General features: G+C 69.7%; 19 protein-coding genes and 2 pseudogenes. 12 read left to right on the forward strand and 9 right to left on the reverse strand.

The window, feature by feature from the left end:
- Window positions 1-308: 308 nt before the first annotated feature.
- Window positions 309-719, reverse strand: a complete 411-nt coding sequence (locus ACH4TV_RS42450; protein WP_398406749.1) for a hypothetical protein — start codon at window positions 717-719, stop codon at window positions 309-311.
- Window positions 720-1168: 449 nt separating this feature from the next.
- Between ACH4TV_RS42450 and ACH4TV_RS42455 the strand changes: the two genes are divergently transcribed.
- Both ACH4TV_RS42455 and ACH4TV_RS42460 read left to right on the forward strand, forming a co-directional pair.
- The gene (locus tag ACH4TV_RS42455; protein WP_398406750.1) at window positions 1169-1504 is read left to right on the forward strand and encodes a hypothetical protein; all 336 of its coding nucleotides are present in this window, start codon (window positions 1169-1171) and stop codon (window positions 1502-1504) included.
- A gap of 12 nt (window positions 1505-1516) precedes the next feature.
- Window positions 1517-4264 carry a Helicase associated domain protein gene (locus ACH4TV_RS42460; RefSeq protein WP_398406833.1) on the forward strand — a complete coding sequence of 916 codons (2748 nt, stop codon included), beginning with the start codon at window positions 1517-1519 and terminating at the stop codon, window positions 4262-4264.
- 243 nt (window positions 4265-4507) lie between these two features.
- Here the strand turns inward: ACH4TV_RS42460 and ACH4TV_RS42465 are convergent, their stop codons facing one another.
- The 3 genes and pseudogenes from ACH4TV_RS42465 to ACH4TV_RS42475 form a co-directional block, all read right to left on the reverse strand.
- Window positions 4508-5494, reverse strand: a complete 987-nt coding sequence (locus ACH4TV_RS42465) for a hypothetical protein (RefSeq protein ID WP_398406751.1) — start codon at window positions 5492-5494, stop codon at window positions 4508-4510.
- Window positions 5494-6069 carry an RNA polymerase sigma factor gene (locus tag ACH4TV_RS42470; protein WP_398406752.1) on the reverse strand — a complete coding sequence of 192 codons (576 nt, stop codon included), beginning with the start codon at window positions 6067-6069 and terminating at the stop codon, window positions 5494-5496. Before ACH4TV_RS42470 ends, ACH4TV_RS42465 begins: the two co-directional genes overlap by 1 nt.
- Before the next feature lie 550 nt (window positions 6070-6619).
- Window positions 6620-6697 (reverse strand): annotated as a pseudogene (locus tag ACH4TV_RS42475) (XRE family transcriptional regulator); the annotation flags it as partial.
- A gap of 92 nt (window positions 6698-6789) precedes the next feature.
- On the opposite strand from ACH4TV_RS42475, the gene ACH4TV_RS42480 reads away from it, so the two are divergent.
- The 5 genes and pseudogenes from ACH4TV_RS42480 to ACH4TV_RS42500 all read left to right on the forward strand — a co-directional run bounded on the left by ACH4TV_RS42480 (window position 6790) and on the right by ACH4TV_RS42500 (window position 12663).
- Entirely contained in the window at window positions 6790-8184 is a 1395-nt protein-coding gene (locus ACH4TV_RS42480) for a DNA-binding protein (protein WP_398406753.1), read from the forward strand.
- A 188-nt stretch (window positions 8185-8372) separates the two neighbouring features.
- Window positions 8373-9137: a TnsA-like heteromeric transposase endonuclease subunit gene (locus tag ACH4TV_RS42485; protein ID WP_398406754.1), complete on the forward strand. Its 765-nt coding sequence runs from the start codon at window positions 8373-8375 to the stop codon at window positions 9135-9137.
- Complete coding sequence (locus tag ACH4TV_RS42490) at window positions 9134-11239, forward strand: Mu transposase C-terminal domain-containing protein (protein ID WP_398406755.1); 2106 nt, start codon at window positions 9134-9136, stop codon at window positions 11237-11239. The genes ACH4TV_RS42485 and ACH4TV_RS42490 overlap by 4 nt, the downstream gene beginning before the upstream one ends.
- A gap of 80 nt (window positions 11240-11319) precedes the next feature.
- Window positions 11320-12288, forward strand: a pseudogene (locus tag ACH4TV_RS42495) (TniB family NTP-binding protein).
- A 135-nt stretch (window positions 12289-12423) separates the two neighbouring features.
- Complete coding sequence (locus ACH4TV_RS42500) at window positions 12424-12663, forward strand: hypothetical protein (protein ID WP_398406756.1); 240 nt, start codon at window positions 12424-12426, stop codon at window positions 12661-12663.
- Here the strand turns inward: ACH4TV_RS42500 and ACH4TV_RS42505 are convergent.
- The 4 genes from ACH4TV_RS42505 to ACH4TV_RS42520 all read right to left on the reverse strand — a co-directional run bounded on the left by ACH4TV_RS42505 (window position 12657) and on the right by ACH4TV_RS42520 (window position 17993).
- Window positions 12657-13817 (reverse strand): caspase domain-containing protein, encoded by a 1161-nt coding sequence (locus tag ACH4TV_RS42505; RefSeq protein ID WP_398406757.1) that lies wholly within the window; start codon window positions 13815-13817, stop codon window positions 12657-12659. The genes ACH4TV_RS42500 and ACH4TV_RS42505 overlap by 7 nt on opposite strands.
- Window positions 13814-14173 carry a hypothetical protein gene (locus ACH4TV_RS42510; RefSeq protein WP_398406758.1) on the reverse strand — a complete coding sequence of 120 codons (360 nt, stop codon included), beginning with the start codon at window positions 14171-14173 and terminating at the stop codon, window positions 13814-13816. Before ACH4TV_RS42510 ends, ACH4TV_RS42505 begins: the two co-directional genes overlap by 4 nt.
- A 232-nt stretch (window positions 14174-14405) precedes the next feature.
- The gene (locus ACH4TV_RS42515; RefSeq protein ID WP_398406759.1) at window positions 14406-14759 is read right to left on the reverse strand and encodes a hypothetical protein; all 354 of its coding nucleotides are present in this window, start codon (window positions 14757-14759) and stop codon (window positions 14406-14408) included.
- 495 nt (window positions 14760-15254) lie between these two features.
- Window positions 15255-17993 carry a tetratricopeptide repeat protein gene (locus ACH4TV_RS42520; RefSeq protein ID WP_398406760.1) on the reverse strand — a complete coding sequence of 913 codons (2739 nt, stop codon included), beginning with the start codon at window positions 17991-17993 and terminating at the stop codon, window positions 15255-15257.
- A gap of 671 nt (window positions 17994-18664) precedes the next feature.
- Here ACH4TV_RS42520 and ACH4TV_RS42525 point away from each other — a divergent pair.
- From ACH4TV_RS42525 to ACH4TV_RS42545, 5 genes are all read left to right on the forward strand, one after another.
- Window positions 18665-18850, forward strand: coding sequence for a hypothetical protein (locus ACH4TV_RS42525; protein WP_398406761.1), 186 nt, complete (start codon window positions 18665-18667; stop codon window positions 18848-18850).
- Window positions 18851-18979: 129 nt separating this feature from the next.
- On the forward strand, window positions 18980-20128 hold the full coding sequence (locus ACH4TV_RS42530; protein ID WP_398406762.1) for a tyrosine-type recombinase/integrase: 1149 nt from the start codon (window positions 18980-18982) through the stop codon (window positions 20126-20128).
- Entirely contained in the window at window positions 20125-20451 is a 327-nt protein-coding gene (locus tag ACH4TV_RS42535; RefSeq protein ID WP_398406763.1) for a helix-turn-helix domain-containing protein, read from the forward strand. The genes ACH4TV_RS42530 and ACH4TV_RS42535 overlap by 4 nt, the downstream gene beginning before the upstream one ends.
- 179 nt (window positions 20452-20630) lie before the next feature.
- Window positions 20631-21101 carry a hypothetical protein gene (locus ACH4TV_RS42540; protein WP_398406764.1) on the forward strand — a complete coding sequence of 157 codons (471 nt, stop codon included), beginning with the start codon at window positions 20631-20633 and terminating at the stop codon, window positions 21099-21101.
- Window positions 21102-21312: 211 nt separating this feature from the next.
- Window positions 21313-22851, forward strand: a complete 1539-nt coding sequence (locus ACH4TV_RS42545) for a hypothetical protein (protein WP_398406765.1) — start codon at window positions 21313-21315, stop codon at window positions 22849-22851.
- Window positions 22852-23276: 425 nt separating this feature from the next.
- Here ACH4TV_RS42545 and ACH4TV_RS42550 read toward each other — a convergent pair whose 3' ends face one another.
- Entirely contained in the window at window positions 23277-24302 is a 1026-nt protein-coding gene (locus ACH4TV_RS42550) for a Gfo/Idh/MocA family oxidoreductase (RefSeq protein WP_398406766.1), read from the reverse strand.
- Window positions 24303-24334 lie beyond the last annotated feature (32 nt).

The following is a 24334-nucleotide window of genomic DNA, read 5'->3' on the forward strand; positions in this document are numbered from 1 at the left end:
CCCGCGGAGCGGGTACCACATCGCTGCGCGATGTGCAAGCGAACACCCCCGCTGCGCGGGGGTGTTGCGCTCCCGCTCCGCGGGAGCGTTGGCGGGACGCTGCGCGTCCCGCTCATCCGCCTTGCTGCGCAAGGCGGATGACGCTCCGTCCGCTGCGCTCCCGGAGCTGCGGGGGCTACGTCCCCGCTTGGTGGCCTCCGCTGCGCTTCAGTCACCCTGTGGCGCTGCGCGCCACAGGGGCCGGCCCCGCTGTGCGGGGCCGGCCAACGGGCCTGCGGCCCGGGCGGCGAGGAGGGGGTGGTTGCCTCTTACTCGGGCTGAGTGACTGTCAGGGCCCAGCGGATGTTCTCGTCTGAAGCGTCTATTCCTATGGTGAAGGATCCTGACTGTACGACGCCTGCCTCCATGGTCACCAAGCCCACTCCCGCGGTGCCGGCGGGGCAGTCCACGGTGAACTCGGCTACTCGTCCCTGCTGTGACTCCATCGTCACTCCCACACTGCCCCCGCCTTCGCATGCCACGGTGAGCACGGTCGGCAGTCCCTCCCATGCCCCGCCGGATGCGACTCCCCCGTCCCCGGTCATCTCTTCAACCCACACCAGTCCTTCCGGTCCCGGGTGAGGGAGAAGCCCATCAGCCGCCATGGTGGGCGTAGCTGCTACGCCCACCATGGCGAAGGCCGCCAGCATTGCCGCAGCGGCGGTCTTCCTCGCGCTCATTACGCCTGCCTCTCCTGATCACCTGTCATGACACGGCCATTCTGATACGGGGGCGGGCCTTCGTGCATGAGTATGCGAACTCACGACAACGGCGGCCGCCCCGTGACGTTCTCAGGTACTCCGTGGTGTGGAGCAGCTGCCCTTCGCGATGCAGTGCGGATGTTGACCGGATGCTGCCTGTTGAGTTGATGCAGCATGTAGAGTTGGGAAAAATGCGGCACACCTTCTCCTAGGTTCTTGTTGATTGGCGGGGCACCTTAGTCGGGCAGGTTGTATTGGCGGAGATCTCACGTCACAACTGGGACGGAATGGAGTGTGGCTGCATGCGGGCCGCCGGTCACGTCCCCCGGGATTTCCTTGCCTCGTTGAGTGGGGCGCCACCTGAGCGAGTAGGAGAAGGCTGGGCGGACAATCACGCGTACATCCAGTCCAACCTGATGATGCCAGCCGTGGCCACCGCCTCCATGGTGACGGCCGCTCTGGCTGACCCGCTGGTACCGCTGGCGTGGCGGCGCAGCCTGATCCTGGTCCTGAGTGCCCTGTGCTTCGGGGAGCAGGACGATGTCGCGGAGGCGTGCCAGGAGGCCGTTCGGGGGTGCAAGTGGTCGCTGTATGAGGAGATCGGCTCGGGGCGCACGATCGATGCCGCCTCGTATGCCTTCGAGTTGCTGACGGCCTTCCCGGAAGAGAGGGAGAGGCTCGGGTTCTTCCAGGAGAGGTACCGGGCGAACCTGGGGCAGGATCTCCACCCGGAGAACTTTGATGTACGCCGTACCGACTGGTGAGGGATTCTGATGATGCAGGGGGTCACCCTTCGGGAACACCAGGTGGATGCAAATGTGCGTATCCGGAAATGGGTGGGATTCCCTGCAAGATCTTTTGTTCCGGAGCGGGGTGCCCGCGCCACGCTCGTGTCGGCCACCGGGTCGGGAAAAACCTATACGGCCGCCGTGGCCGCGCTGGAGTGCTTCCGGAGCGGCCGGATCTTGGTGATGGTGCCCACCCTGGATCTGTTGGTGCAGACGGTCCAGGCGTGGCGCCGGGCCGGGCACAACGGGCCGATGGTCGCGGTGTGTTCGCTGGAGAAGGACGACGTCCTGGAGCAGCTGGGGGTCCGCACCACCACCAACCCCATCCAGTTGGCGCTGTGGGCCGGTCATAGACCGGTGGTGGTGTTCTCTACGTACGCCTCCCTCGTGGACCGCGAGGACCCGGAGGATGTCACGGGCCAAGGTCGCGTTCGCGGGCCGCTGGAGGCCGCTCTGGCGGGCGGGGAGCGGCTGTACGGCCAGTCGATGGCCCCGTTTGACTTCGCGGTGGTGGACGAAGCCCACTCCACTACAGGCGATCTTGGGCGTCCGTGGTCGGCGATCCACGACAACCAGCGGATCCCTGTCGACTTCCGGCTCTACCTCACCGCCACCCCCCGCATCTTTGCCTCCCCGCGGCCGCAGCGCGGGAAAGACGGCCAGGAGCTGGAGATCGCCTCGATGCACAGCGATCCCGAAGGGCCTTACGGCGAATGGATTTTCGAGCTTGGGCTCTCGGAGAGCATCGAGCGGGGAATCCTCGCCGGATTCGAGATCGACGTCCTGGAAATCCACGACCCCTCCCCCGTCCTCGGGGAATCCGAGGAGGCACAGCGGGGCCGGCGCCTGGCTCTGTTGCAGACCGCGCTCCTGGAGCACGCCGCCGCACACAACCTGCGCACCGTGATGACGTTCCATCAGAAGGTGGAGGAGGCGGCGGCGTTCTCGGAGAAGATGCCGAAGACGGCAGCGGAGCTGTACATGAACGACGCCTCCGACGACGACCTCGCGGCCGCGGACCGGCTCCCCGCATCGTCGATCGACGCGCAGTTCTACGAGCTGGAGACCGGCCGCCACGTCCCGCCGGAGAGGGTGTGGTCGGCGTGGCTGTGCGGCGACCACCTCGTAGCCGAACGCCGAGAGGTCCTGCGGCAGTTCGCCAACGGCATCGACGCCGCCGGCCACCGGGTCCACCGCGCGTTCCTCGCCAGCGTTCGCGTCCTCGGAGAAGGCGTCGACATCACCGGCGAACGCGGAGTCGAAGCTGTCTGCTTCGCCGACACCCGCGGCTCCCAGGTCGAGATCGTCCAGAACATCGGCCGGGCACTCAGGCTCAACCGCGACGGCTCCACGAAGGTCGCGCGCATCATCGTGCCGGTCTTTCTGGAGCCCGGCGAAGACCCCACCGACATGGTCGCCTCCGCCAGTTTTCGCCCCCTTGTAGCCGTCCTTCAGGGCCTGCGCTCGCACGATGAGCGCCTGGTAGAGCAGCTCGCCTCACGTGCCCTCAGCAGCGGGAAGCGCAAGGTGCACATCCGACGCGATGAGGACGGGCAGATCGTCGGGACCGGCAGCGAGGGCGACGGCAAGGACCAGGAGCAGGACGACACCGACGCCGCTGCCGAATCGGCCCTGCTCCACTTCTCCAGCCCCCGCGACGCCGCCACGATCGCCGCGTTCCTGCGTACACGCGTGTACCGGCCGGAGTCCCTGGTGTGGCTCGAGGGCTACCAAGCCCTCCTCCGCTGGCGGAAGAAGCACCACATCACCGGCCTGCACGCCGTCCCCTACGACGTGGAGACCGAGGTCGGGGCGACCAAGGCGTTTCCCCTTGGGCGATGGGTCCACCAACAGCGGAAAGCCCTGCGGGCCGAGGAACTGGAAGAACGGCGCAAGACCCTCCTGGACGCGCCCGAGGCCGGGATGGTGTGGGAACCGGGCGAAGAAGCCTGGGAGACCAAACTCGCCGCCCTCCGGTCCTACCGGCAGGCCACAGGCCACGTCGCTCCGCGTCAGGACGCCCTCTGGGGCGAGAGCGAGGCCGAGGGTCTGGTGCCCATCGGGCAGCACATCGCCAATCTGCGCCGCAAGGGCGGCCTCGGAAAGGACCAGGAACGGGCAGCAGAGCGCGCCAAGCAGCTGGCGGCGATCGACCCGGACTGGAACTGCCCCTGGCCGCTGGACTGGCAGCGGCACTACCGCGTCCTCGCCGATCTGGTCGAGGACGAACCCGGCGGTGTCCTGCCCTACATCGCACCCGGCGTACTCATGGACGGCGACGACATCGGACGATGGCTCCAACGGCAACGCGAGGCGAGCACCTGGAAGCTGCTATCCACCGAGCAGCAGGAACGGCTGACCAAGCTGGGCGTACAGCCGCTTGAGACGCCGTCTCCCACCCCGGCGGCCACGCGCACGGCGAAGAGGCCGAGGAAGGCGGAACAAGCGTTCCAACGCGGCCTGACGGCCCTCGCGCAGTGGGTCGAACGGGAAGGCCCGGACCGGCCCACGCCGCGCGGGCACAGCGAGCAGATCATGGTCGACGGCGAGGCCGAGCCGGTGATCGTGAAACTGGGCGTATGGAATTCGAACACCCGTTCTAGGTGGGACAAGCTCACCCCCGACCAGCAGGCCGCCCTCGCCGCCCTGGGCGTGCCCTGGGCAAAGGCAGCGGTGCCGGCCCCCTCCAGCCCCGCATCAGTGGACGGCAGTCCCGTCCAGCCTGGCAGAGAGTGAGCCACTGCCGGGAGCCTCACGGCCTGCACCGATCAGGTTCACCGTGAGCAGCACTACTCGTGGACCGGCAACTGCTCTGCGCGCGTCCCGGACGGCACGTCGTCCGGGACGCGTCAGCTCGAAGACGGCTCACGTATCCCTTGCACGTACGCAATTCCCTGGCGAGCACGACCAGCGCCATCCCCGTCACCTGACACAGGCAACACAGCTCCGACCTGGACGCAGCATCGCCGAGCAGACGTCCTACGCATCGGCGTGGACCACAGAGCCGCATCCCTCGGCCGCGACCACAAGGACTCCTTGCTCTTCATCGGACGGCAGTGAGGCACGGCGCACCCGGGTTTCCCACTGTGCCGGCCATAGAGTTGTTGCGTCCCACAGGATTCCCTCCAGGGGCACATCGTCCAGCTTGGCGCTGGTGAGGTCTGCTCCGACGAAGTCATTGCTGGCCCGCTCGACTTCTGCGACAACTCTGGCCAGCGCGTCGGCATGCCCACAGCCGTGGGCCAGATCGTCGATGAGGTCCTGGGCGACTGCCCCGACGCCGAACAGGTAGGCACGTCCGGTTGCCTGGAGTGCGGCGACGGAGGGGGCCAGTTCTTCATCCAGGAGTTCCCGGATGCTGTGCAGTTCGTTGGCGAGGCGCTCGGCCGGGTCGGCGAGGGCGGACTCGACGGCGTTGAGGTAGTCCAGGCCGCTGAGGGCAGCCTGGGACCGGTGCGGTTGGGGCCGCCGGGACATGCCCGCAAGGTGTTCTCGGAGTTGTTCCACCACAGTGTCGGCACGGCCCAGCGGCTGTGCGCCGTCGCCCAGAAGGTCACACAGGTCCTGGACGATGCGGACAGCGGTGCGCATGGCCTCGGCCAGGTCGAAAGGCCAGTAGTTGTGCACCAAGCGCAGTGCCCCCTCACGGTATTTCACTCGGATCGTCGCAGGGCGGCGGACCAGGTGACCCCGGGGCCCGAGACTCGCCTGGAGTACGGAATCGCGCTGAGCGGCGTAGTCGTCCCGGGACAGGCGGCGGCTGACAGCCTTCCCCGTGGCGCGGTGGGTCCCTGCCAGGAGGCGGTCCAGAGCAAGGTCCGGGGTACGCAGTTCGGGCGGCCCGCCGTGGGCGTTGAGGCGGTCAGCAACGGCAATGCCCAGTCGACTGTGCATAGTTGTCAGCAGCGCGTCGAGGTCGTCGTCGTATCGGCCGTTTCCTTCCGCTGCGCGGTGATCACTGCCCATCACGTCTTCCTCCTCTCGTCGATGAACCGGCCTTCCAGCCGCAGGCCTTGCTTCAGCGCGGTTCTCGCGCGGGCCAGGTTCTGGCGGACGGCCGCCTGAGTGGTCCCCATCGCGCGTGCGCTTTCCTCAGTGGTGAAACCGTCCAGATGCCAGGCCATTGCGGCTCGTTGTTTGGCCGGCAAATGCTGAAGAAGGGAGATCACCTGGCGTTCCTCCTCCCCCAGCTCGGCGGCGTGGGCCGGGGTCTGCCAGCGCAGGCCGATCTGCGGTTCGGGCAGGTCCGCGCAGGTCTCTTCGAGTTTCACCTGCTGGCTTACCCAAGACCGCCATGCCACCGTGCGTAGCCAGGCGCGAGGGTAGGTGATCGTGACGCCTGGCGCGCACATCTGAGTGAAAGCGTCCTGTACGGCATCCTGGGCCTCGGCCCAGGACGCTCCCTGCAACAGCAGGAAGCGGACCAGAGCGGGATACTGCTCGTCATGCAGGACCCCGGCGAGCTGGATACCCGGCAGCGGGGCGGCAGTTGTCTCCAGCGGCTCGGCAAGGTGCAGGTCAGTGCTGACGGCGTCGTCCACGCTCGCCACCCCCGCTCCGGCCGGCGGGCTCCGCCTCGCGGCCGTCACGGTGGGGGGCAGGTGCGGCGGACCGCCCAGTGAGGCAGCGGACCCGCTCGGTCTGCGCCGCCTCACTGATGCGCGCCATCTCCACAGACACGTTCAACCGCCGCTGAGCGATCTTCACAATGGCGTTGATGACACTGACGGCCACGGTCACCACCGCTGCGGTGATCACAGGCTCCATTCCGCACCCTTCCCCTTCTCGTGCAGGCTTCCAGCCCACCCTCACGCACCTCGCGCACCTCAACAGTGCGATTTTTCCCAGGAGTTGTGACATCTGCCTGGTCACGAGACTGTCCCTGCGCGGGAAGACGGCTGGGGTTAGGGCGGCAGCACATCGTCATTCGAATGTGCGCTCCTGAAGTGCACGCTGCAGGACGAGCGTTGGAGGGTGGCCAGCCAGATTCGCACTGCCGACACAGGTGCGGAGCCCGAGTCGGGCAGGCCGTAGCCCCACCACACGGTCCCGCGGGCGTCAATGTGGTCGCCGGTGGTCGCTGTTCGGGGGCTACAGGTCGAAGGTGAGGCGTTCGATGTCGGTGAAGCGGACCTCCTCCAGGCTTCCGGCGCGGCGGCCGCCGTCCTTGGGCCTGTGCTCCGCGGGCTGCTGCGGGGACCAGGAGAGACAGCTCCGTGCGAAAGCGCCCGCCGGAACGGCGAACACGAGACCGTGGTGGAGTGACCCATCACCCAGGCCTGCTGCGGACCGCTCCCCTGACCGGAGAGACGACGGCGTCGCTGATCTGCCGCATCGCAGGCCGCTACGGGATGGAAGCGAAGGCGTTGCGGTCGTACTGGCAGTGGCGCAACTACCCGCCCACGTACGACGGCGGAGGCGCGCGGGCCGACGCCGAGGTGCTGCTGAACGCGCCCGGACGGCAGCTCCTGGCGAGCCTGTGCGGCGTCACCGAAGACGTCCTGGCGCGGGCGCTGCCGTCCTGGGGACAGGAGGACGCCAAGCTGTCGGCCGGAGAGAACGGGGTGCCGGCGGCGGCGTGGCGGACCGGCGGCGCGGTCGCCGGGCCGGTTGCCTTCGGCTGCCGCCTGTGCACGGCCCGGCGCATCGGGACAGGTGTGCGGGTGGTGCGGTACACGCCGCGCTGGGAGCGAGTGTGTGTCCGGCACGGGCGGTGGCTGCTGGACGCGGACGCCAACCAGCCTCTTGAGCATCTGGACGTGCGGGCTGTGCCGGAGGTGGTCGCGGCGCAGCGGCGGTGGGCGGGTGTGGCGCGGCGGGCGGTGCGGGCCGGGGCCGGGCCGGAGCGGGTGTTCGCGCTGGCGTATGCGGTGGTGGCCCGGTGGTGGGAGCAGGCCCTCACCTGGGAGCGGGAGGCGGTGTGGCCGCGGCGGCTGCACCAGGTCGCGGGCGGTGACGCCGGGGAGGATCTGGAGCGGTGGCGGATCGTGGGGCGGGACGCGGTCGTCTTCCCCGAGGTGGTGGCCGTCGCCGACGAGCTGCTGGACCCGGCCATGGCGCAGCTGGTGTGGACGGACAGCGGGGCCGGGCGGCCGCGGGCGCTGCCCGCCGACGGGGCGTTCTGCCGCCGGCTCGGTGAGCGGGTGGGCCGTACGTGGCTGGGGCCGCTGGCCGCGACCGACTACGGCGGCCCGCTGATCTCCTGGATGGGCGCCGTCATCCGCATCCGGCGCGGCGCCGGAGGGCCGCCCGGATACGACAACGACCCCTGGTGGCTGCGCCAGGAACACCAGCCCTCCACCATGGCCGGGCAGCTGCGGGTACTGGGCAAGGAGAAGAAGGCACCCGGTTCGGGGAGGATGTGGCGCGCGACCGTGTCCGCCGAGCAGCGCACGCTGATCACCCGGGCGATCGAGGACGCCGGGGAACAGCTGATCCAGCTGCGCGGAGTACAGACCGGGCCGACCGCCGACGTCGCCCAGCAGCTCCTGCGCACCCTGCGCCACAGCGCCGCCCTCATCGACAACGCCTGGAAACGGACCGCCCTGGCCGCGGTGAACGCCGGGATGCCCCTCGAAGAGGTCGCCCAGTGGGCGGGCATGCCCGCCGACACCCTGATGGACGTGCTGACGGCCGGCCAGGACGACGACGGCTGACGGACCGGCGGCAGCGTGCGGGCGGCCTCCGAGAGGGCGGCCTCCGAGAGGGCTCGTCAACCGTTAGCGCACGCGGTACCCCTTTGTGGCAGGAATCGGGGAAACCACCCTGCCTGCACGCGGATACGGCTTGGCTTAAGCAGGTGATCAACGCGGGTGCGGCCGGGTCCGAGGGCCGGGCGAAGCGAGTGACGGCAGATCGGGGCTCTGGGTTCGAGGCGGTCTTCCTCGACCCTCTCGGGCAGGCGGTCCAGCAGCGGTGGACGGACGCCGCCCTCACGGTGGCGTTCGAGGACCTGCCACCGGTGTCCGCGTTCCCGGTGATCCCGGGGCGGCGGTGGGGACCGGGCCTGTGGTGGTCGGCCACGACCGGACGGCATGTGTCGGCCGGATCGAACGCGATGCGCACCCAGCTGATGGTCCTGGACAGCGACCCGGACGTGACCGGGCTGGCCGGGCGGCCGGTGCGGCTGCTGTGGCGCACGCCCCGCGGGCAGGTCCGTTCCTGGGTACCGCAGCTCTTCGCCCGCCACATCGACGGCACCGCCCTGCTGGCCGACTGCCCCAGCCACCCCGACACCGGCGGCGAACGCGCCCTCAACGCCGCCCAGGCGGTGGCCGAGGCATGTGCGCACGTCGGCTGGACCTACCGGCGCCTGGCGCCGCTCGACGACGTCCTGGCCGCCAACCTGAAATGGCTGGCCGGCTACCGCCATCCCCGCAACGCCGGCCGCCCCGGCCTGAAAGCGGCCGCCCTTGAGGCGTTTTCGCGGCCGCGGCCGCTGATCGAAGGCGCCCAAGCCGCCGGCGACCCGATCGAGGCCCTCCCCGCCGTCTTCCACGCCCTGTGGCACAGACAGCTGACGACATCGCTGGAGGCGCCGCTACACGAACGCGTCCTGGTCGGCCCGTGCGGCTGGGGCAGCCCCGGCACGACGGAGGGCGCCGGATGAGCGTGCGGCGTCATGCCCGGCCGGCGGTCAGGGTCGGGGCGCAGGTCCGCTTCCGCGGCGTGAAGTGGCAAGTGGTCGCTCTGGCCGGGCAGGACATCCACCTCATCGGTCCGGACGGCGGCGGCCAGGCCGTGCTCGCCGGGCACCTGTTCGCCGACCCCGGCTTCAGCGTCATCGGGGCCGACGCGCCCCAGGCCGCCCCGCAGTGGGGGCTGTTCGAGAGCGCCCCCGCCGCGGCGCGCGAGAAGGCGCTGGCCTGGCAGCGGCACGTCAGGGAAGTCGAATACGGCCTGGCCGGCGGGCCCGGCAGCGACGGAACTGTACGGCCGCAGTACAACCCCGAACAGCACACACTGGCCGAGCGGGAACAGGCCAAAGCCCAGGAGCTGACCGCGCTCGGCTTCGGCCGTGTCTCGCGCACCACGGTGCAGCGCATGCGCCTGGCCTACCGCAAACAAGGGTTGTGGGGGCTCCTCGACCACCGCAGCACCCGTGCCCCCAGTCCCACCGGGCGGGCCGACGAACGGGTCGTCGCCGCCGTCCGCGAGGCGCTGCGCCGCCGGCGCGGCCGCTCCAGGGGCACCATCAACGGCCTGTTCCCGCTGATCCACCAGATCCTTACAGACCGGCACGGCCCCAACACCGTGCCGGCGCCGTCCCAGGCCACGCTGTACCGGCTCGTCACCACCCTCGCCCGCCCCGGCGAACTGCCCAGTGGCCCCGTGCGGCAGACCCCCGCCAGCTTCGACGGACGCGCCTTCACCCCCACCACGGCACTGCGGCCCGGCGAACAGGTCCAGGTCGACACCACCCGCCTGGACGTCCTCGCCCTCTTCGACGACGGCACCCTGGCCCGCCCCGAACTCACCATCGCCATCGACGTCGCCACCCGCGCCATCCTGGCCGCCGTGCTGTGCCCGAGCGCGACCAAGGCCGTCGACGCCGCCCTGCTGCTGGCGGAGATGGCCGTCCCGCACCCCGCCCGCCCCGCCTGGCCCGACATCCTGCGCATGGACCACGACCGGGCGCTCCCCCACCAGCGGCTGGCCACGCTGGATGCGCGTCTGGCCGGTGCGGCGGCCCGGCCGGTCGTCCTGCCCGAGACGATCGTCGTCGACCGGGGCAAGGTCTTCGTCTCCCGGGCGTTCACCGCCGCCTGCGAAACCCTCGGCATCAGCGTCCAGCCCGCCCCGCCCTTCGCCCCCACCGCCAAAGGCATCGTCGAGCGCGCCTTCGGCACCATCAACCACCTGTTCTGCCAGCACCTGCCCGGCTACACCGGATCCGACGTCACCCGCCGCGGCCCCGACGCCGAACAAGAGGCCTGCTACAGCGTCCCCCACCTGCAAGACCTCCTCGACGAATGGCTCGTGCACTACCACCACCGCCCCCACGAAGGCCTGCGCCACCCGATGATGCCCCGCAAGGCCCTCACGCCGAACCAGATGTGGGCCGCGCTGATCGCCGTCGCCGGATACGTCCCCGTCCCGTTGACCGGCCGCGACTACCTCGAGCTGCTGCCCGTGCGCTGGCAGGCCATCACCGCCTCCGGCATCCGCATCCACCACCGCACCTACGACGCGGACCTGCTGGCCCCCTACCGCGGCCAGCCCTCCCCGGTCGCCGGACGCAACAGGAAATGGGAGATCCACCACAACCCCCACGACGTCCGCCAGATCTGGGTCCGCCTGCCCGACGGCCACCTCACCGAAATCGGCTGGATCCACCGCGACCACGTCCACCAGCCGTTCAACGACCGCACCTGGCAGCACATCAGAACACTCGCCCTGCACAGCAACCACCACGACGCCGAGCAGCACGAAGCCGACCTCGCCGACGCACTCGACCAGCTCATGCGCCGCGTCCACAGCGGCCACGCCACCAAGACCGAACAGGCACTCGTGGCCCGCACCACCACCATTCCCCTGCCCGCAGCCCGCCACCCCGAACACGACACGGGCCAGAGCGCCGACGACCCAGCGCAGTGCGACGAGGACGACAGCATCGACGACCTCGACGACATCCCCGACGACGACACCCACCCCGCCGCGGCCACCGGATTCGGGCTCTACGACGCATACGAGGAAGCCGACAAGTGGTAAGCCCACACCCACAGAGCCCGAGCAGCACACCAGCCGGCACCACCGGCGCGGACGGCGGTGCGGCCGAGCCGTCGTGGCCCCTGACCACCTGACAGGGCTGGCACCGCTTCGCCACCACCGACCCGCCCGCCCCGCCCCAGACCGGCGAGGCGCCCCGCAGCACAGAAGAACGCCTCGCCTACCACTCCAGCTTCGTCACCATCCGCACACCCGCCATCAGCCAACTCGCCACCCAGGTCCGCACCCTGATGATCCTCGGCCGCCACCAACAGGCCACCGCACGACCCTCACTGATCGTCACCGGCCCCGCCGCAGCCGGCAAAACCACCGCCCTCCTCCACGTCGGCCGCGCCTGCCACCTCGCCCACACCCGCAAAAACCCGCTCCCGCCCGGGACGGCCCACGCCGCGGCACCCGTCGCGTACGTCCTCGTCCCGCCCGGCGCCACCGCGAAAACCCTCATCACCGAATTCGCCCGCTACCTCGGCATCCCCACCACCACCCGCATGACCCAGACTCAGATCACCGAAGCCGTCTGCCACACCTACACCCAAGCTGGCATCCAACTCGTCCTCATCGACGAAATCCACCGCCTCAACCCCCGCACCACCACCGGCGCCCAAACCGCCGACCTCATCAAAGACCTCACCGAACGCCTCCCCGCCACCTTCGTCTACGCCGGCATCAACCTCCCCGACACACCCCTGTTCACCGGCGTGAGAGGCGCCCAACTCGCCGGACGCGCCACCCTCATCGACTGCGGCCCCCTCCCCGCCCGCCACGGCCAAACCCAACCCTTCCGCGACGTCATCACCGACATCGAAAACAACCTCGACCTCCACCACCACAAACCCGGCACCCTCCCCCGCCACACCCCCTACCTCCACCAACGCACCGCCGGCCGCATCGGATCCCTCACAAGGCTCATCCGCCAAGCAGCCATCACCGCCATCCACGACGGCACCGAACGCATCACCAAAAAATCACTCGACGCCATCTGCCTCGACCACCTCGCCGAAACCCACCACCGCCCCACACCAAAACGCTGACCGCCCAACTCAGCTGTCGCCCCGTTCCCTCAACAGTGCGAAATCAGCCGTACCGGGCTGTTCAGGAAGCAACACGCCCCCATCGCTGCGAAACTCTGCCTGTCAGGCAGTCGCACTGGACGGGGGCGTGTAGCTGTGGCGAAAGCAAAGACGAAGGCCCAGTCCCGCAAGGGCTATTACCGAGCAGCGCACTACGTGAAGCCGTCCTCGGCGTCCAGCCGATGGAAGAAGCCGTCCCTGGGGCTCCTCCTGGGCGCCGCTGTGCTGCTCATCGCCGCGTGGAACACCCTGTTCTCAGACGGCTCCGACACCTCGGACAAGACGCCTCACCCTCAGCCGTCCAGGGTCTCGGCCTCTGTGACACCCGGTCAGTGATCCCGCCTCCGGCGGAAGGCCGACAAAGGACGTTGCCACGCTCTGGCCTTCTCAGGCCCGCCATCACGGGCAGCTTCCGGGCTCGCCGTCTCCGCCGGCAGGTTCTGCGCGCGCAGCTGCTGCCAGGCGCTCTGCCACCGCGTGATCTGTTCATCGGGAACACCGCACGCTGAAAGGTAGACGGCCGTGGTACCCCAAGTCGTCGGAAGAGTGCCGCGGTTGAGTAGACGGCCGACGGTGCCAGCCGCCATGCGTCCGGCCGAACGCTCACTGACCGCCTGGTGAGTCAGCCCACTGACCACCCGCACCTCCGCGAGGGCAGTGAAGAAGCCGGTCACGGTACGGATCGCGCGCGGATCCGGCCAGGGACGCGCCCCTGCATCCGCACCGGCCGCAGCAGCAGCAACAACGGGCGCGGCAGGCAGATCCGCCTGGTTACGTCCGAGCGCGACCTGAGCACCACTGTTGCGGTCCCGCGCCTGCGGAACAGGATGCCCACGCGCCTCCATCGTCAGGCGCAGATGCCGGTACAGCGTCCCAAGATCGACCAGCGCGGGACCACCCGGTATGCCCTGCCGCAAGGCCTCCAGCAGAGCCCCGGTGAAGGCCGTATAGGTCTCCCCCACCGGCGCCAAAGCCGTACGGGTCTCGGCCGCGGCCGCCAGCAGGAAACTGCCCTCCACCGCCGCCTGGTCGGCAAGCCCCCTCCCGGCGCTCATCCTCCCCAACGCCAGACCGCTGTAGCAGCAGTCCAGAATCACCACATGCCGCTCGGCCCGGGAATCCAACAGCAGCACCTGGCGCACCCAGTCATAAGACAGGCCGGTCTCGACACGGCCGAACTCGGTATCCGGCAGAGCCAGAACGAGCTGATCCTGCGCATCAACCAGTCCGTGCCCAGCGAAGTAGACCACCAGCGTGTCAGTGGCCTCAGCGGCCGCTTGCCGTACCGCGCCCATCACTGTGCGCGCGGCCACCGGATCCTCCACAACCGTCACGTGCCGGACGGGCAGTTGCAGCGACAACGGGCCGCACAAAAGATCGGCGAGAGCCCGCAGATTGTTCGCCACGGCCGGCAAAGGCTCCAGATACTCAAAACGGCTCGCGCCCACCAGCACAGCCCTTGAGGCCCCCGGATCGGGCAGCACACTCACCTGTCGCCACCCGCACCGCCGCCGGCCGCCTCAAGCGCCCGGACCGCCCGCGCGATCTCCTCTTCCGAACCCTCCGCAAGGACGATGACCGTCTCCCCCCGCCGGATCTCCACCCGCGGCCGCTGCGGCCGGCTCTGCCGCCACGCCGCGACCGCCAGCACGAACGACGCCGCACTCCACCCATTACCCGTCACCAGCTCAAGCACATCCAGGACCGTGCCCATATCCCCCGGCCCCGGCACACCACCCCGCACCCCCACCACAACAGACCGGCGCACCACAGGATCCGCACGCAACCAGCCCTGCAGCGAACGCAGCTCCCCCGCACCCAGCCCCACCTGCAGCTCTAACCGCACCCCGGCCTCCCCTGACCCGCACGCGCACCCACCGACACTGCACAACCGATCAGGAAACCCGCCCCAGCACAACACCACCCCCGGACCAGACAAAAACCCCTGAACAGCACAAACACCCGCCGGGCCTTTTCACTCAACCACTACCCACAACAAGCCCAGCCGCTCTCAACAAACCACCCACAACCCCAGCCCACACCCCTGCCCTCCTTCCAAAACCAATCCACCCAACCTCTCAGCGAACCAGCAACACCCCAGTCCAGACACCACCCCGCACACCAACAAGCCCCCCTCCGAGCGTCACCAGCGCCTCCACCGGCAGCGTGGCGAGCCACTCTTCGGTGGTCTCCGGGCTGACCGACAGGATGCCGCCGGGCCCGGTCACCTGGCCGGAGGCGGTGGCCGCGACCGTCCAGGAGGTCCCGATGCCGATCCGGAGATCCACCCCGAGGAGGGCGACCGACCGCAGCCGTACGACGCCGGCGATCCCGCACGCGTCCATACCGAAGTACCCGACGGCGCCACGGAGTTCGACCAGAGCCGCACCCGGCGGGATCGCCTGCACCACCGGCGAGATGCCGTCCAGCACCTACAGCACCCGGTGTGATACCCCTGCCTCCGGCAGCCCCACCGGACACCTCACATGCATCACCGACGCCACCCGCCCCGCCCTCGCCCGCTCACCCGTCATCCCGCACCTCCACCCCGACCATATCGAACATTCATTCGAACGCGAGGATGCCGGCAGGCGCCCGGCGTACGGCGGCCGCAGGCTGATCGTGTGGAGTGGCCCGTAGACGTCGCCCTGGCCCGCCCCCTGACACAGCTGCCGACGGGCCCGTGGGCGTACGAGATCAAGGTCGACGGTTCTCCAGACACTTGAAGTTGTCTCACCTGCGTGACGCCAGGCTGCTGGCAGCACACCCCAACCCGCGTCGGAAGACCGCACGTTGCCGGAGTGGTGACAATGCCTGTGGGACCGCCTTTTAGGCCCCGCACTCGGTCTGATGACCGCCCGCCGCTGCGTCATCGCCGGGCCGACCGCCGCGAACATCCCGACAGCGGCCGACGGCCGCCGAAATTGTTAGGTGGGTCGCGCTCGCTCCAGGTTCGCCCTCACCAGAGCGGTTGTCGGGTGGTTCGGGCTCAGTACTCGTCCGCAGTCCGCCAGAGTGCGTTCGTAGAGCGGGAGTGCCCGGCTCAAATCCCCCGCCTCCCAGTACGCACTCGCGAGGTTGCTGCGCGAGACCAGCGTGTCGCGGTGGTCCGTGCCCAGAATCTGCTCCCGAGCGAAGAGGACGCGTTCGTGCAGCGTGATGGCCCGATCTAGATCTCTTGCCTCTAGGTACACGTGCGCGAGGTTGTTAAGAGAGGTCAGCGTGCGCGGGTCGTCCTCGCCCAACGTCCGGACAGAGTCCGCGTAGGTGCGCTTTTGCAGCGAGATTGCACGGCTCAAGTCCCCCATCTCCCGGTACAAGCTTGCGAGGTTGCTGCGCGAGACCAGAATGTCGGGGTGGTTTGGGCTCAGTATTCGTTCGCAGTCCGCCAGAGTGCGTTCGTAGAGCGGGAGTGCCCGGCTCAAATCCCCCGCCTCCCAGTACGCACTCGCGAGGTTGCTGCGCGAGACCAGCGTGTCGCGGTGGTCCGGGCTCAGTACTCGTTCGCAGTCCGCCAAGTTCTGTTCGTGCAGCGAGATCGCCTGGGGCAAATACCCCGCCGCTTCGTACGCACGCGCGAGGTTGTTGCGCGAGGCCAGCGTGGTGCGATGGCTTTTGCCGAGTACGCGCTCGACGTCCTCGAGAGTGCGCTCGTGAAGTGGAATTGCCCGGCTCAGATCTCCCGCCGCCAGGTACGCATCCGCGAGGTTGCTGCGCGAAACGAGCGTGCGTGGGTGGTCCTTGCCGAATACGCGCTCGACGTCCGTGAGAGTGCGCTCGTGAAGTGGAATTGCCCGGCTCAGATCTCCTCTCGCCCGGTACGCGCCTGCGAGGTTGCTGCGCGAGGTCAGTGTGTCGGGATGGTCCCTGCCCAGCACCCGCTCCCGGGTGTCCAGGGCACGCTTGTGCAGCGGGATTGCACGTTTTAGATCTCCCGCTGCCTCGTACGCGAACGCAAGGTTGCTCAGCAAGCTCAGCGTGCGTGAATGTTCTGTACCCAGTACCCGCTCGCAGTCCGCCAAGGTTTGTTCGTGCAGTGAGACTGCCCGGTTCAGGTCTCCTGCCGCCCGGTACGCGCACGCGAGGTTGTTGCGGGAGGCCAGTGTGTCGGGGTGGTCCTTACCCAGCACCCGCTCCCGCGCGTCCAAGGCATGCTCGTGTAGTGGAATTGCCCGCTCTAGATCCCCCGCTGCCTCGAACGTGCACGCGAGGTTGCCGCACGAGGCCAGTGTGCGCGGATGTTCCCTGCCCAGTACCCGCTCCCGGGCGTTGAGGGCCCGTCGCAAGGCGGGTATGGCGGTGGCGACTGCGCCCTGTCCCTTCCAGTAGGCGGCAGCGCGGTCAAGGACGTGGGCGGTGTGGATGGTGTCGTGGTCGGGCGAGTGGTGGTAGGTGAGGGCATAGGTGTGTGGGAGGAGGGCCCTGCACCGGGGCCAGGTCTCCGGTAGGTCAACGTCGATGGGGAAAGCGTCCGCGAGGAGAGCGGCGGCTTGGTCGCGGGCGTGATCAATGGTTTCGGGGGTGTGGCGGGGGACTTTGGGGTCGGGGGTGCGGGCGCAGGCCTGGACGAGGCGGTGGACGGTCAGAGTGCCGTTGTGGTTGTCGACGATCATGCTGTAGGCGGTGAGCCGACCGATCGCGTCGGCGAGTTGGAGCGGTTCGGCGAGGCCGTCGAGCAGGTTGCGGGGGATGTCGTCGGGGGCGTACCAGGCCAGGATCCGCAGGAGGTTGCCGACGAGCGGGGTGTCGGCTAGGTGTTTGAGGGTGACGCGCCAGATCCCGGCGATGGTGCGATCGGAGTCGGCGCCCGCGGTGCCCGCGGCGAACGTCGCGGCGGGCCGTTGGGTCAGATGGTTCAGGTAGGCGCGAGGGCCCATGCCGGTCTCGGCGCAGTACGCGGCACCCAGTTCCACCGCCAGCGCCAGGTAACCGAGCTCCTCACACACCGCGTCGGCTCCGTCGGTGTCGCGGGGGTCGTGGTGGGTGAGGATTCGAGTGAACAGGTCGACCGCTTCGGCCGGAGCCAACACACCGAGCCGGATTGCGGTGGCATCGTGGTGCCATCCGGTCGCGCGGCGGGTGGTGATCAGGACCCGGCCGCCCGGCAGGCGGTCCAGGAGCGGCCGGATGTGCGCGGGGTCCTCGACGTTGTCCAGCAGGAGCAGCCATCCGGTATGGCTGGCGAGCCAGGCCACTGCGCGTTCGCTTTGCAGCTTGGCGGGCAGCCCGGCCAGTCCGGGTTGAAGGGCCTGCGCCAGCGCGGCCATCCCGGCGTCGACGGCGGCCTCGGTGTTGGCGGTGACCCGCCAGCGCAACTTCTCGTGCCGTCGGGCCGCCCAGTGCGTGGCGAGCGCTGACTTGCCGACCCCGCCTAGCCCGTGCACCGCGTGCACGACGACCTCGCCGGGGCGGGCGAACGCCTGCTCCAGCGCGGCGAGTTCGTCGGCACGGCCGACGAAAAGCCTAGTCCCGATGTTCGACACCCCACCGGCCGCAGCGTCGTCCGGGATCGGTGCATAGGCCTCGGGTGGGAGCACGGACGCCTGCTTGAAGTACTGCGTCACCGAGGCATTCACGTCCCTGCCGGCGACGATTGCGCCGTCGCTCCCGTGGAGTGCGCCGGGTGGCGTCGGCTGCCCCACTGTCTTCTCCGGCTCTCTGGTCACGGCCGGTACTCGGTGTGGGAGTCGTCGATGTCCTCGCCAGCGACGATGGAGCCGTCACGGCCCACCAATCCTGGCGTTCCACCGGGGGGCGGCGCCGTGGAGGCGGGGGGTATCGGGCTGGTGTATCGAGTCGAGGAGCCCGTCACGTTTCCCCGCGCCACTATCGCCCCCCGCTCCCCGGTCACAGGTTCCGGCTGCCCGGGCGGAACGGCGGGGCTGGTCGCCGTCGCACGCAACTGCCAAAGCGACACCCCCAACGCAGCGACCCCAGCCACCGACCCGGCGACGCCCCAGGTCTGACCCGATCCTTCCGGGTGTGCGGCTGTCACCCACACCAACAGCCCCACCGCCCCACCAGCTCCCAGCAGAGCAAGTACCCACCAACACACCCGACGCCAGCTCGCCATCCCTCATGGTCGCCCCGAAAACATGGTCAAGTCTGCCCCTCCGCAGACAGAGTCCTGCTCAAAGAATCCAAGCGCGCGTCGACCGTCTGGGTGGCCACCCCAGTTGGTGAGTGGCGTGCACTGGCAGGGCATGTGAGACACCGTGAAGTCGAGAGAACGATGGTCACCGGACCGTGCTGTGGCGGACCGGGGAGAGTGTCCGGCTGCAGTCCCGTACCGGCCGCGACGTCACCGCGCTCTGGATGGACCTGGCCGGTCGCCGCCATGCGCCTGCCGCCCGGCGTGATCCTGGACGGCGAGGCGGTGGTGCACGTCGCCGACGACAACGGCAACGTACGGATCAGCTTCGAGGCGGCGCAGTCCCGCGCGCTCTCCAGGCCGAGCCGGGCCCGGGAACTGGCCGACCGGCACCCTGCGACGTACGTAACTGGAGTACGCACGGGTTCCTGAGTGGGGACCAGGGGCACGATCGGGCGGAGTCGGCAGGTAGGAGACCCGTGTTCGAGCCGTCCCTCAAGGGTGTGAGATTCCCGCAATCACGCGCAGATTCTGCGAGTGGCACTCGTAATCTGCGGGTTCATGGGGGAATCCGAAACCCGTTCCCTGGCCCCTGGACGCGATGCGGTCGGCCTGGCGGAGGTCTTCTCTCTCCATACCTACCGGAACCGTTCGGGGCAGCGGGACGAGCGGTCGTACTTCTTCGACACACTCGCGGAGTACCAGTGGGCGCGGGACGCGGCAGGGTTGATGCCGTCGTCGATTGACCAGCTGGTCAAGCCGGTGATCGAACTGTGCGAGCACTACGACGTCGCGCCGTGGCAGCTCACGCCGGCCGCTCTGGACCGTTACTTCGCGGGTCCGGGCAAGCGTGCCCGGTCGACGGTCCTTGCGAAGATCAGCAAGATCGACGCGTACTTCGCGTTCCTGGAGCAGCGGTACGCCGGGGAGGTCCACCGGCTGTTCGGGGCGGTCGTGGAGTCGCCGGTCGACCCGTTCAACCGGCCACGTCACCGGGGTGACTTTGGGTTGCGGGTGCCTCCGTCGCAGCGGGCGATGCGGGAGTTCTTCACCGCGTGGCGGAATGCTTTGCCGCAGGCCCGTAAGGAGGCGGTGGCGTGCCGGGACTACGTGATGGCGAAGATCGCCTACGTGTCCGGGGTGCGGGCCGCGGAGTTGTGCGGGGTGGCGCTCGGGGACGTGCACTGGGAGTTGGGCCGCTGGGGGCGGTTCGTGGTCCAGGGCAAGGGGGCCCGCGGGTCCGGTCCGAGGCCGCGGGAGGCGTTCCTGTTCGAGGAGGGCCGCGAGTTGCTGTGGTGGTACGTGGAGGAGGTCCGCGGCCTGTTCCAGGACGACCCGGAGCATCCTGCGGCGCCGCTGTTTCCCTCCGAGCGGTTGCCGAAGCCGGTGGCGGCGCTGAACCTTCCGATCGCGCCGGCGATCGTCCCGGCGACGTTCCGGCGGGCGCTGAAGTCGGCGTCGCGGCTGTATCTGCCGGGGCCGGTGCCGGAGTTGTTCCCGCATCTGCTGCGGCATGCGTGCGCCACCCACAACTACGAGCGCGGCATGACGTTGTGGGAGGTGCAGCGGATGCTCGGACACATGTGGACGACTACGACGGTCAATTACCTGGCAACGGCCCAGGCCGATCCTGAGCAGGCGGACCGCTGGCGGCAGTCGGCGGCGCGGGCCGGGCAGCGGCTGGTCGCGGATAGGGGGAGTTTGCGGTGAAGTGGAATCTGCGCTGGGCAGCGGCCAAAAGGGACATCTGGCGGCCGGTCGACCTGCAGGCGGCGTTCGCGAAGGTGGGGTTCACGCCGTCGCTGAGCAAGGTCGCCGCTCTGTGGGGCGGCACTCCGGTGACGGTGCGGCTGGAGGACCTGGACAAGATCTGCGCGGCGCTGGGGTGCACGGTGGCCGACCTGATGGAGGCCGAGCCGCTGGCTGCCGCCGGGGGCCAGGAGGAGCAGGAGCGGGCGGTCGGCGGCGAGGCGGGGCCAGTGCGGCCGGTGCCGCGCCGGGACGGCCCGCGCCGGCTGCGGCCGCCGAACTGACGGTGGGGGCTGCGGTGGTGGTGCGGCAGTGTGGGCTCTGCCTGGACTGGGGCGTGTCGCGTCTGTGGGACGGGCTGTGCTGGAGCTGTCGTGGCTGGCTGGAGAACCGGGGGACGGCGCGGTGTCCGCGGTGCTGCCGGGTCGGGGCTGTGGACGGTGACGGACTGTGCCGTCCGTGCGTGATCGCGGTGCGGGAGGAGATCCGGGCCGGCATCGAGGCCGTCTTCCCGGAGCCGACCCAGCTGCACGTCTATGTGCTGGGTCTGGGGCAGCAGGGTGCCCGCAACCTCCCGCGCCCCCGGGGCGCGGCTGCTCCCTATCTGGGGCCGCGCGAGGCGCGGCATCTGGTCGACGACCCGAGGATCTGTCCCGCGGTGATGCGCGGGCAACTGACGTTGTTTCCGATCCGGCGGCGCCTGGAGCGGAGCGATGCCCGGCGGATCAGTGGCCGTACGTGGCCGGAGGAGGAGGTCCTGCAGGCGCTCGCCGGGCAGCGGGCGGCGAACGCGGGGCTGTCCGGGACATGGCCGCAGATGGTGCTGCGGCTGATCAGGTGTGCGCTGGCGATCCGGGACGCCGAGGGGGAAGGCACTGGTCGCGCAGGAGATGCTCGATCAGGTGCGGTTACCGTTGAAAACTGCCGCCGCTGAACTGCTTTCCCAGGCAGGGATGTTGAGGCCGCGCACGGCTCCGCCGCCTGCGGCCTGGCCGGTGCGGTCCTGCGCGGACTGTGCGTGCTGGGGTGTTACGGCGACCCGGTGCCGCGGCTGTCGCGAATGGCGGAACAACCGTGAGCGCTACCGGGTGGGCTGGTGTCCGAGATGTCGGCGGGACGATCTGCCGCTGCACGTGGAGGAGGGCTTGTGCCGTGCCTGCCTGGCCTACGTGCGCGAGGTCGGGGCGGAGTCGGCGTCGGTGTCCTTCACGCAACTCGCCTTCGCCGGACCGCTCGCGCACCAGCTCAAGCGGCGGGCCGGGGAGCTGGGTTTCGTCGTGCACAACCGGTCCGGTCCGGCCTCTCGTTCACGTGCCCGGCCGTTCACGAAGTCCTCCCCGGAGGGACAGGAGGTGGCGATGCCGGTAGGCCCGGGGCAGCTTTCTCTGTTCTCGATGCCGCGGACCTGGCAGCGCAAGCAGCGCGCCCGCGTCCTCGCGCTGCCCCCGCTGTCCCCACTGCCGGCTCCGGCGCAGGACCTGCTGGATACCTTCGCCGCCGCCTACCCGCGGTCCTGGCTCGCCGACAAACGCAACGTGCCGGGCGGTGCGGCCGTGGTCTTGCATACTCTGCTGGCCCGGCTGGGGCCGCACGTGCCGATCCCCGAGCGGGACGTACGTTCCCTGGCCGGGACCGTTGCGGCCGGGACCGCCGCCACGCGCCGTGTGATCTCCTTCCTCCACGCGCACGCGCTGCTGGAGGCGGACGAACTCTCCGAGACACCCGCACAGCTGCTCACCGACGTCCAGCACCAAGCACCCCCTCACATACCGGACTTGAGCCAGGAACGGCGCGACCGGTACGACGAGAGGGCCCTGCACACGCGGATCGCTCAGCTTCCCGCTCCGATGGCCGACCAGCTGAGCGCCTGGGTGCGGGTGCTGCGCGGCCGCGGCCGCTACCGGCACGCCCCGGCCGGCTTCCGGCGCATCCGTCGCTACCTGCGCATCGCCTGGCCGACCCTGACTGCGTGGACGGCGGCCGGGCTGGACCTGCGGCAGGTCACCGCCGATCACATCACGAGCGAACTCGCCCGCCATCAGGGCAACGTGGCCCGCGGGCTGCTCAGCGTGCTGCGCAGCATTTTCCGGGCCCTGAAGCAGGAGCGGCTGATCTTCCTCAAATCCACGGCCGGGCTGCAGCTGCCCGCTGGAGTACACCTGCCGCGACCCTTGTCCACCGATCGACTGGCCGGGGCCCTGGACCGGCTGGATGGTCCCGCCGCGCGCCTCATCGTCGGTCTGGTCGCCATCCACGCCGTGCGTGCCGTCGAGGTGGCCCGGCTCGACCTGGCCGACCCCGACCTCGCCCGCCGGACACTGGCGGTGCGCCGGGGTGAAGGCATCCACCTCGTCTACCTCGACGACCTGAGCACCGACCTGACGGCCGACTGGCTGCGCGAGCGCCGCCGCCGCTGGCCCCAGGCCACCAACCTGCACCTGCTCATCACCTCCCAGACCTACCGGCACCCGGCCTCTCCGCAGATCAGCTACTGCGCGATGCGGGCCGCGTTCGACCAGATCGGGCTGCTGCCACGGCAGGTATGGGCCGACCGCATCCTGGACGAGGCCCGGGAGACCGCCGATCCGGTCCACCTCGTCCGCCTCTTCGGCATCCACCCCGGCATCGCCGTGAAGTACGTACACGCCGCGCACCCGGACAAGGCCCTGCCCCGGATCCGCTGACCGGGCGACACCGTCCCGCACCCACGGCACGCGGTGGAAGACGTCCACCATGCCTTCGCCCTGGTCTCTGCCGGATCCGATGCTCGCCACCCCCACCTCCAATCCCGCCCTTCCCCCCGATCATGCGGCGGAGCCCAAGTTATGGACAGGGTTTGCCATTGCCCGTTGTCCATGGCCCACGTCAGGACGATGAAGGGCGGCTGGCCCACTCGCATGGATCGCCGCACTCGTCGGTGTCGGTGTCGGTGGACTGATCGCCTCCGTCATTGCCCTGTCCGTCGGCTCACCCTCTTCAGACGTCTACAAGTCACCGACACCCCCGCCGCACTCGAGCAGCGGGGGTGTCGCATGTTGGACTGACCTGGCCGTCACCCCGTACGTGTCGCACGGCGCCGGGGTCCGCGCTGTGGCCGAAGACCCGTGCTTCACAGGTCTTGGAGCTTGTCGACGCGGACGGGACCGCCGGTGGTGACGGACTGGATGGCGGCGAGGGCGATGGCCAGGGCAGCGCGTGCGTCCTCGCCGGTGGCGGAGGGGGTGCGCTCGGTGCGGACGCTGTCGGTGAAGTCGGCGAGTTCGGCCACGTAGGCGTCGTGGAAGAGGTGCTGGTCGTAGGTGACGCACTCGGCGGCGACGCCGTCCAGGCCGTATGCGGTCAGGTGGGTGCGGCGGACGTCGCCCATGGTGAGCATCCCGGCCGAGCCGAGGACCTCGGCGCGTACGTCATAGCCGTAGACGGCCTGGAAGCTGGCCTCGGCGGTGGCGAGGGCGCCGTTGTCGAAGCGGACGGTGACAACGGCGGTGTCGAGCAGGCCGCGGTCCTTGAAGTCGGGGCGGATCAGGGCGTCCGCCATGGCGAAGACCTCGACGGGTTCGGCACCGGGATTGAGGTGGCGCAGGACGTCGAAGTCATGGATGAGGGTCTCCAGGAAGATCGTCCACGGCGGTATGCGGGCCGGGTCGGCCAGAGCGGGGTCGCGGGTGAGCGAGCGCAACAGCTGCGGTGTGCCGATGGCGCCGGCGGCGATCTTCTCGTGGGCGGCCCTGAAGCCCGCGTCGTAGCGGCGGTTGAAGCCCACTTGGAGGGGCACGCCCGCATCCGCGGCGGCCGCGATGGCGCGGTCGGCCTCGGCGAGGGTGACCGCCATCGGCTTCTCGCAGTAGACCGCCTTGCCCGCCTTGGCGGCCGCCTCGACCAGGTCGGCGTGGGTACGGGCCGGGGTGGCGATCACCACCGCGTCGATGTGCGGGTCGGCGAGCAGTTCACCGATGCCGGTGTAGGCGGTGGCGCAGCCGAGCCGGTCGCCCAGGCTCCGCGCGGCGCCCGGGGTGGGGTCGGCGATGGCGATGAGCCGGACGCCCGGGAGGCGGTGGGCGAGGGTCTCGGCGTGGAACGAACCCATCCGTCCGGCGCCGATGAGGCCGACGGCGAGAGGCTGCTGGGTGGTCATGCGGGTGCTCCGTACGTCGTCGTCAGGGTAGG

This window comes from Streptomyces sp. NPDC020898 (assembly GCF_044333925.1).
Lineage (GTDB): Bacteria > Actinomycetota > Actinomycetes > Streptomycetales > Streptomycetaceae > Streptomyces.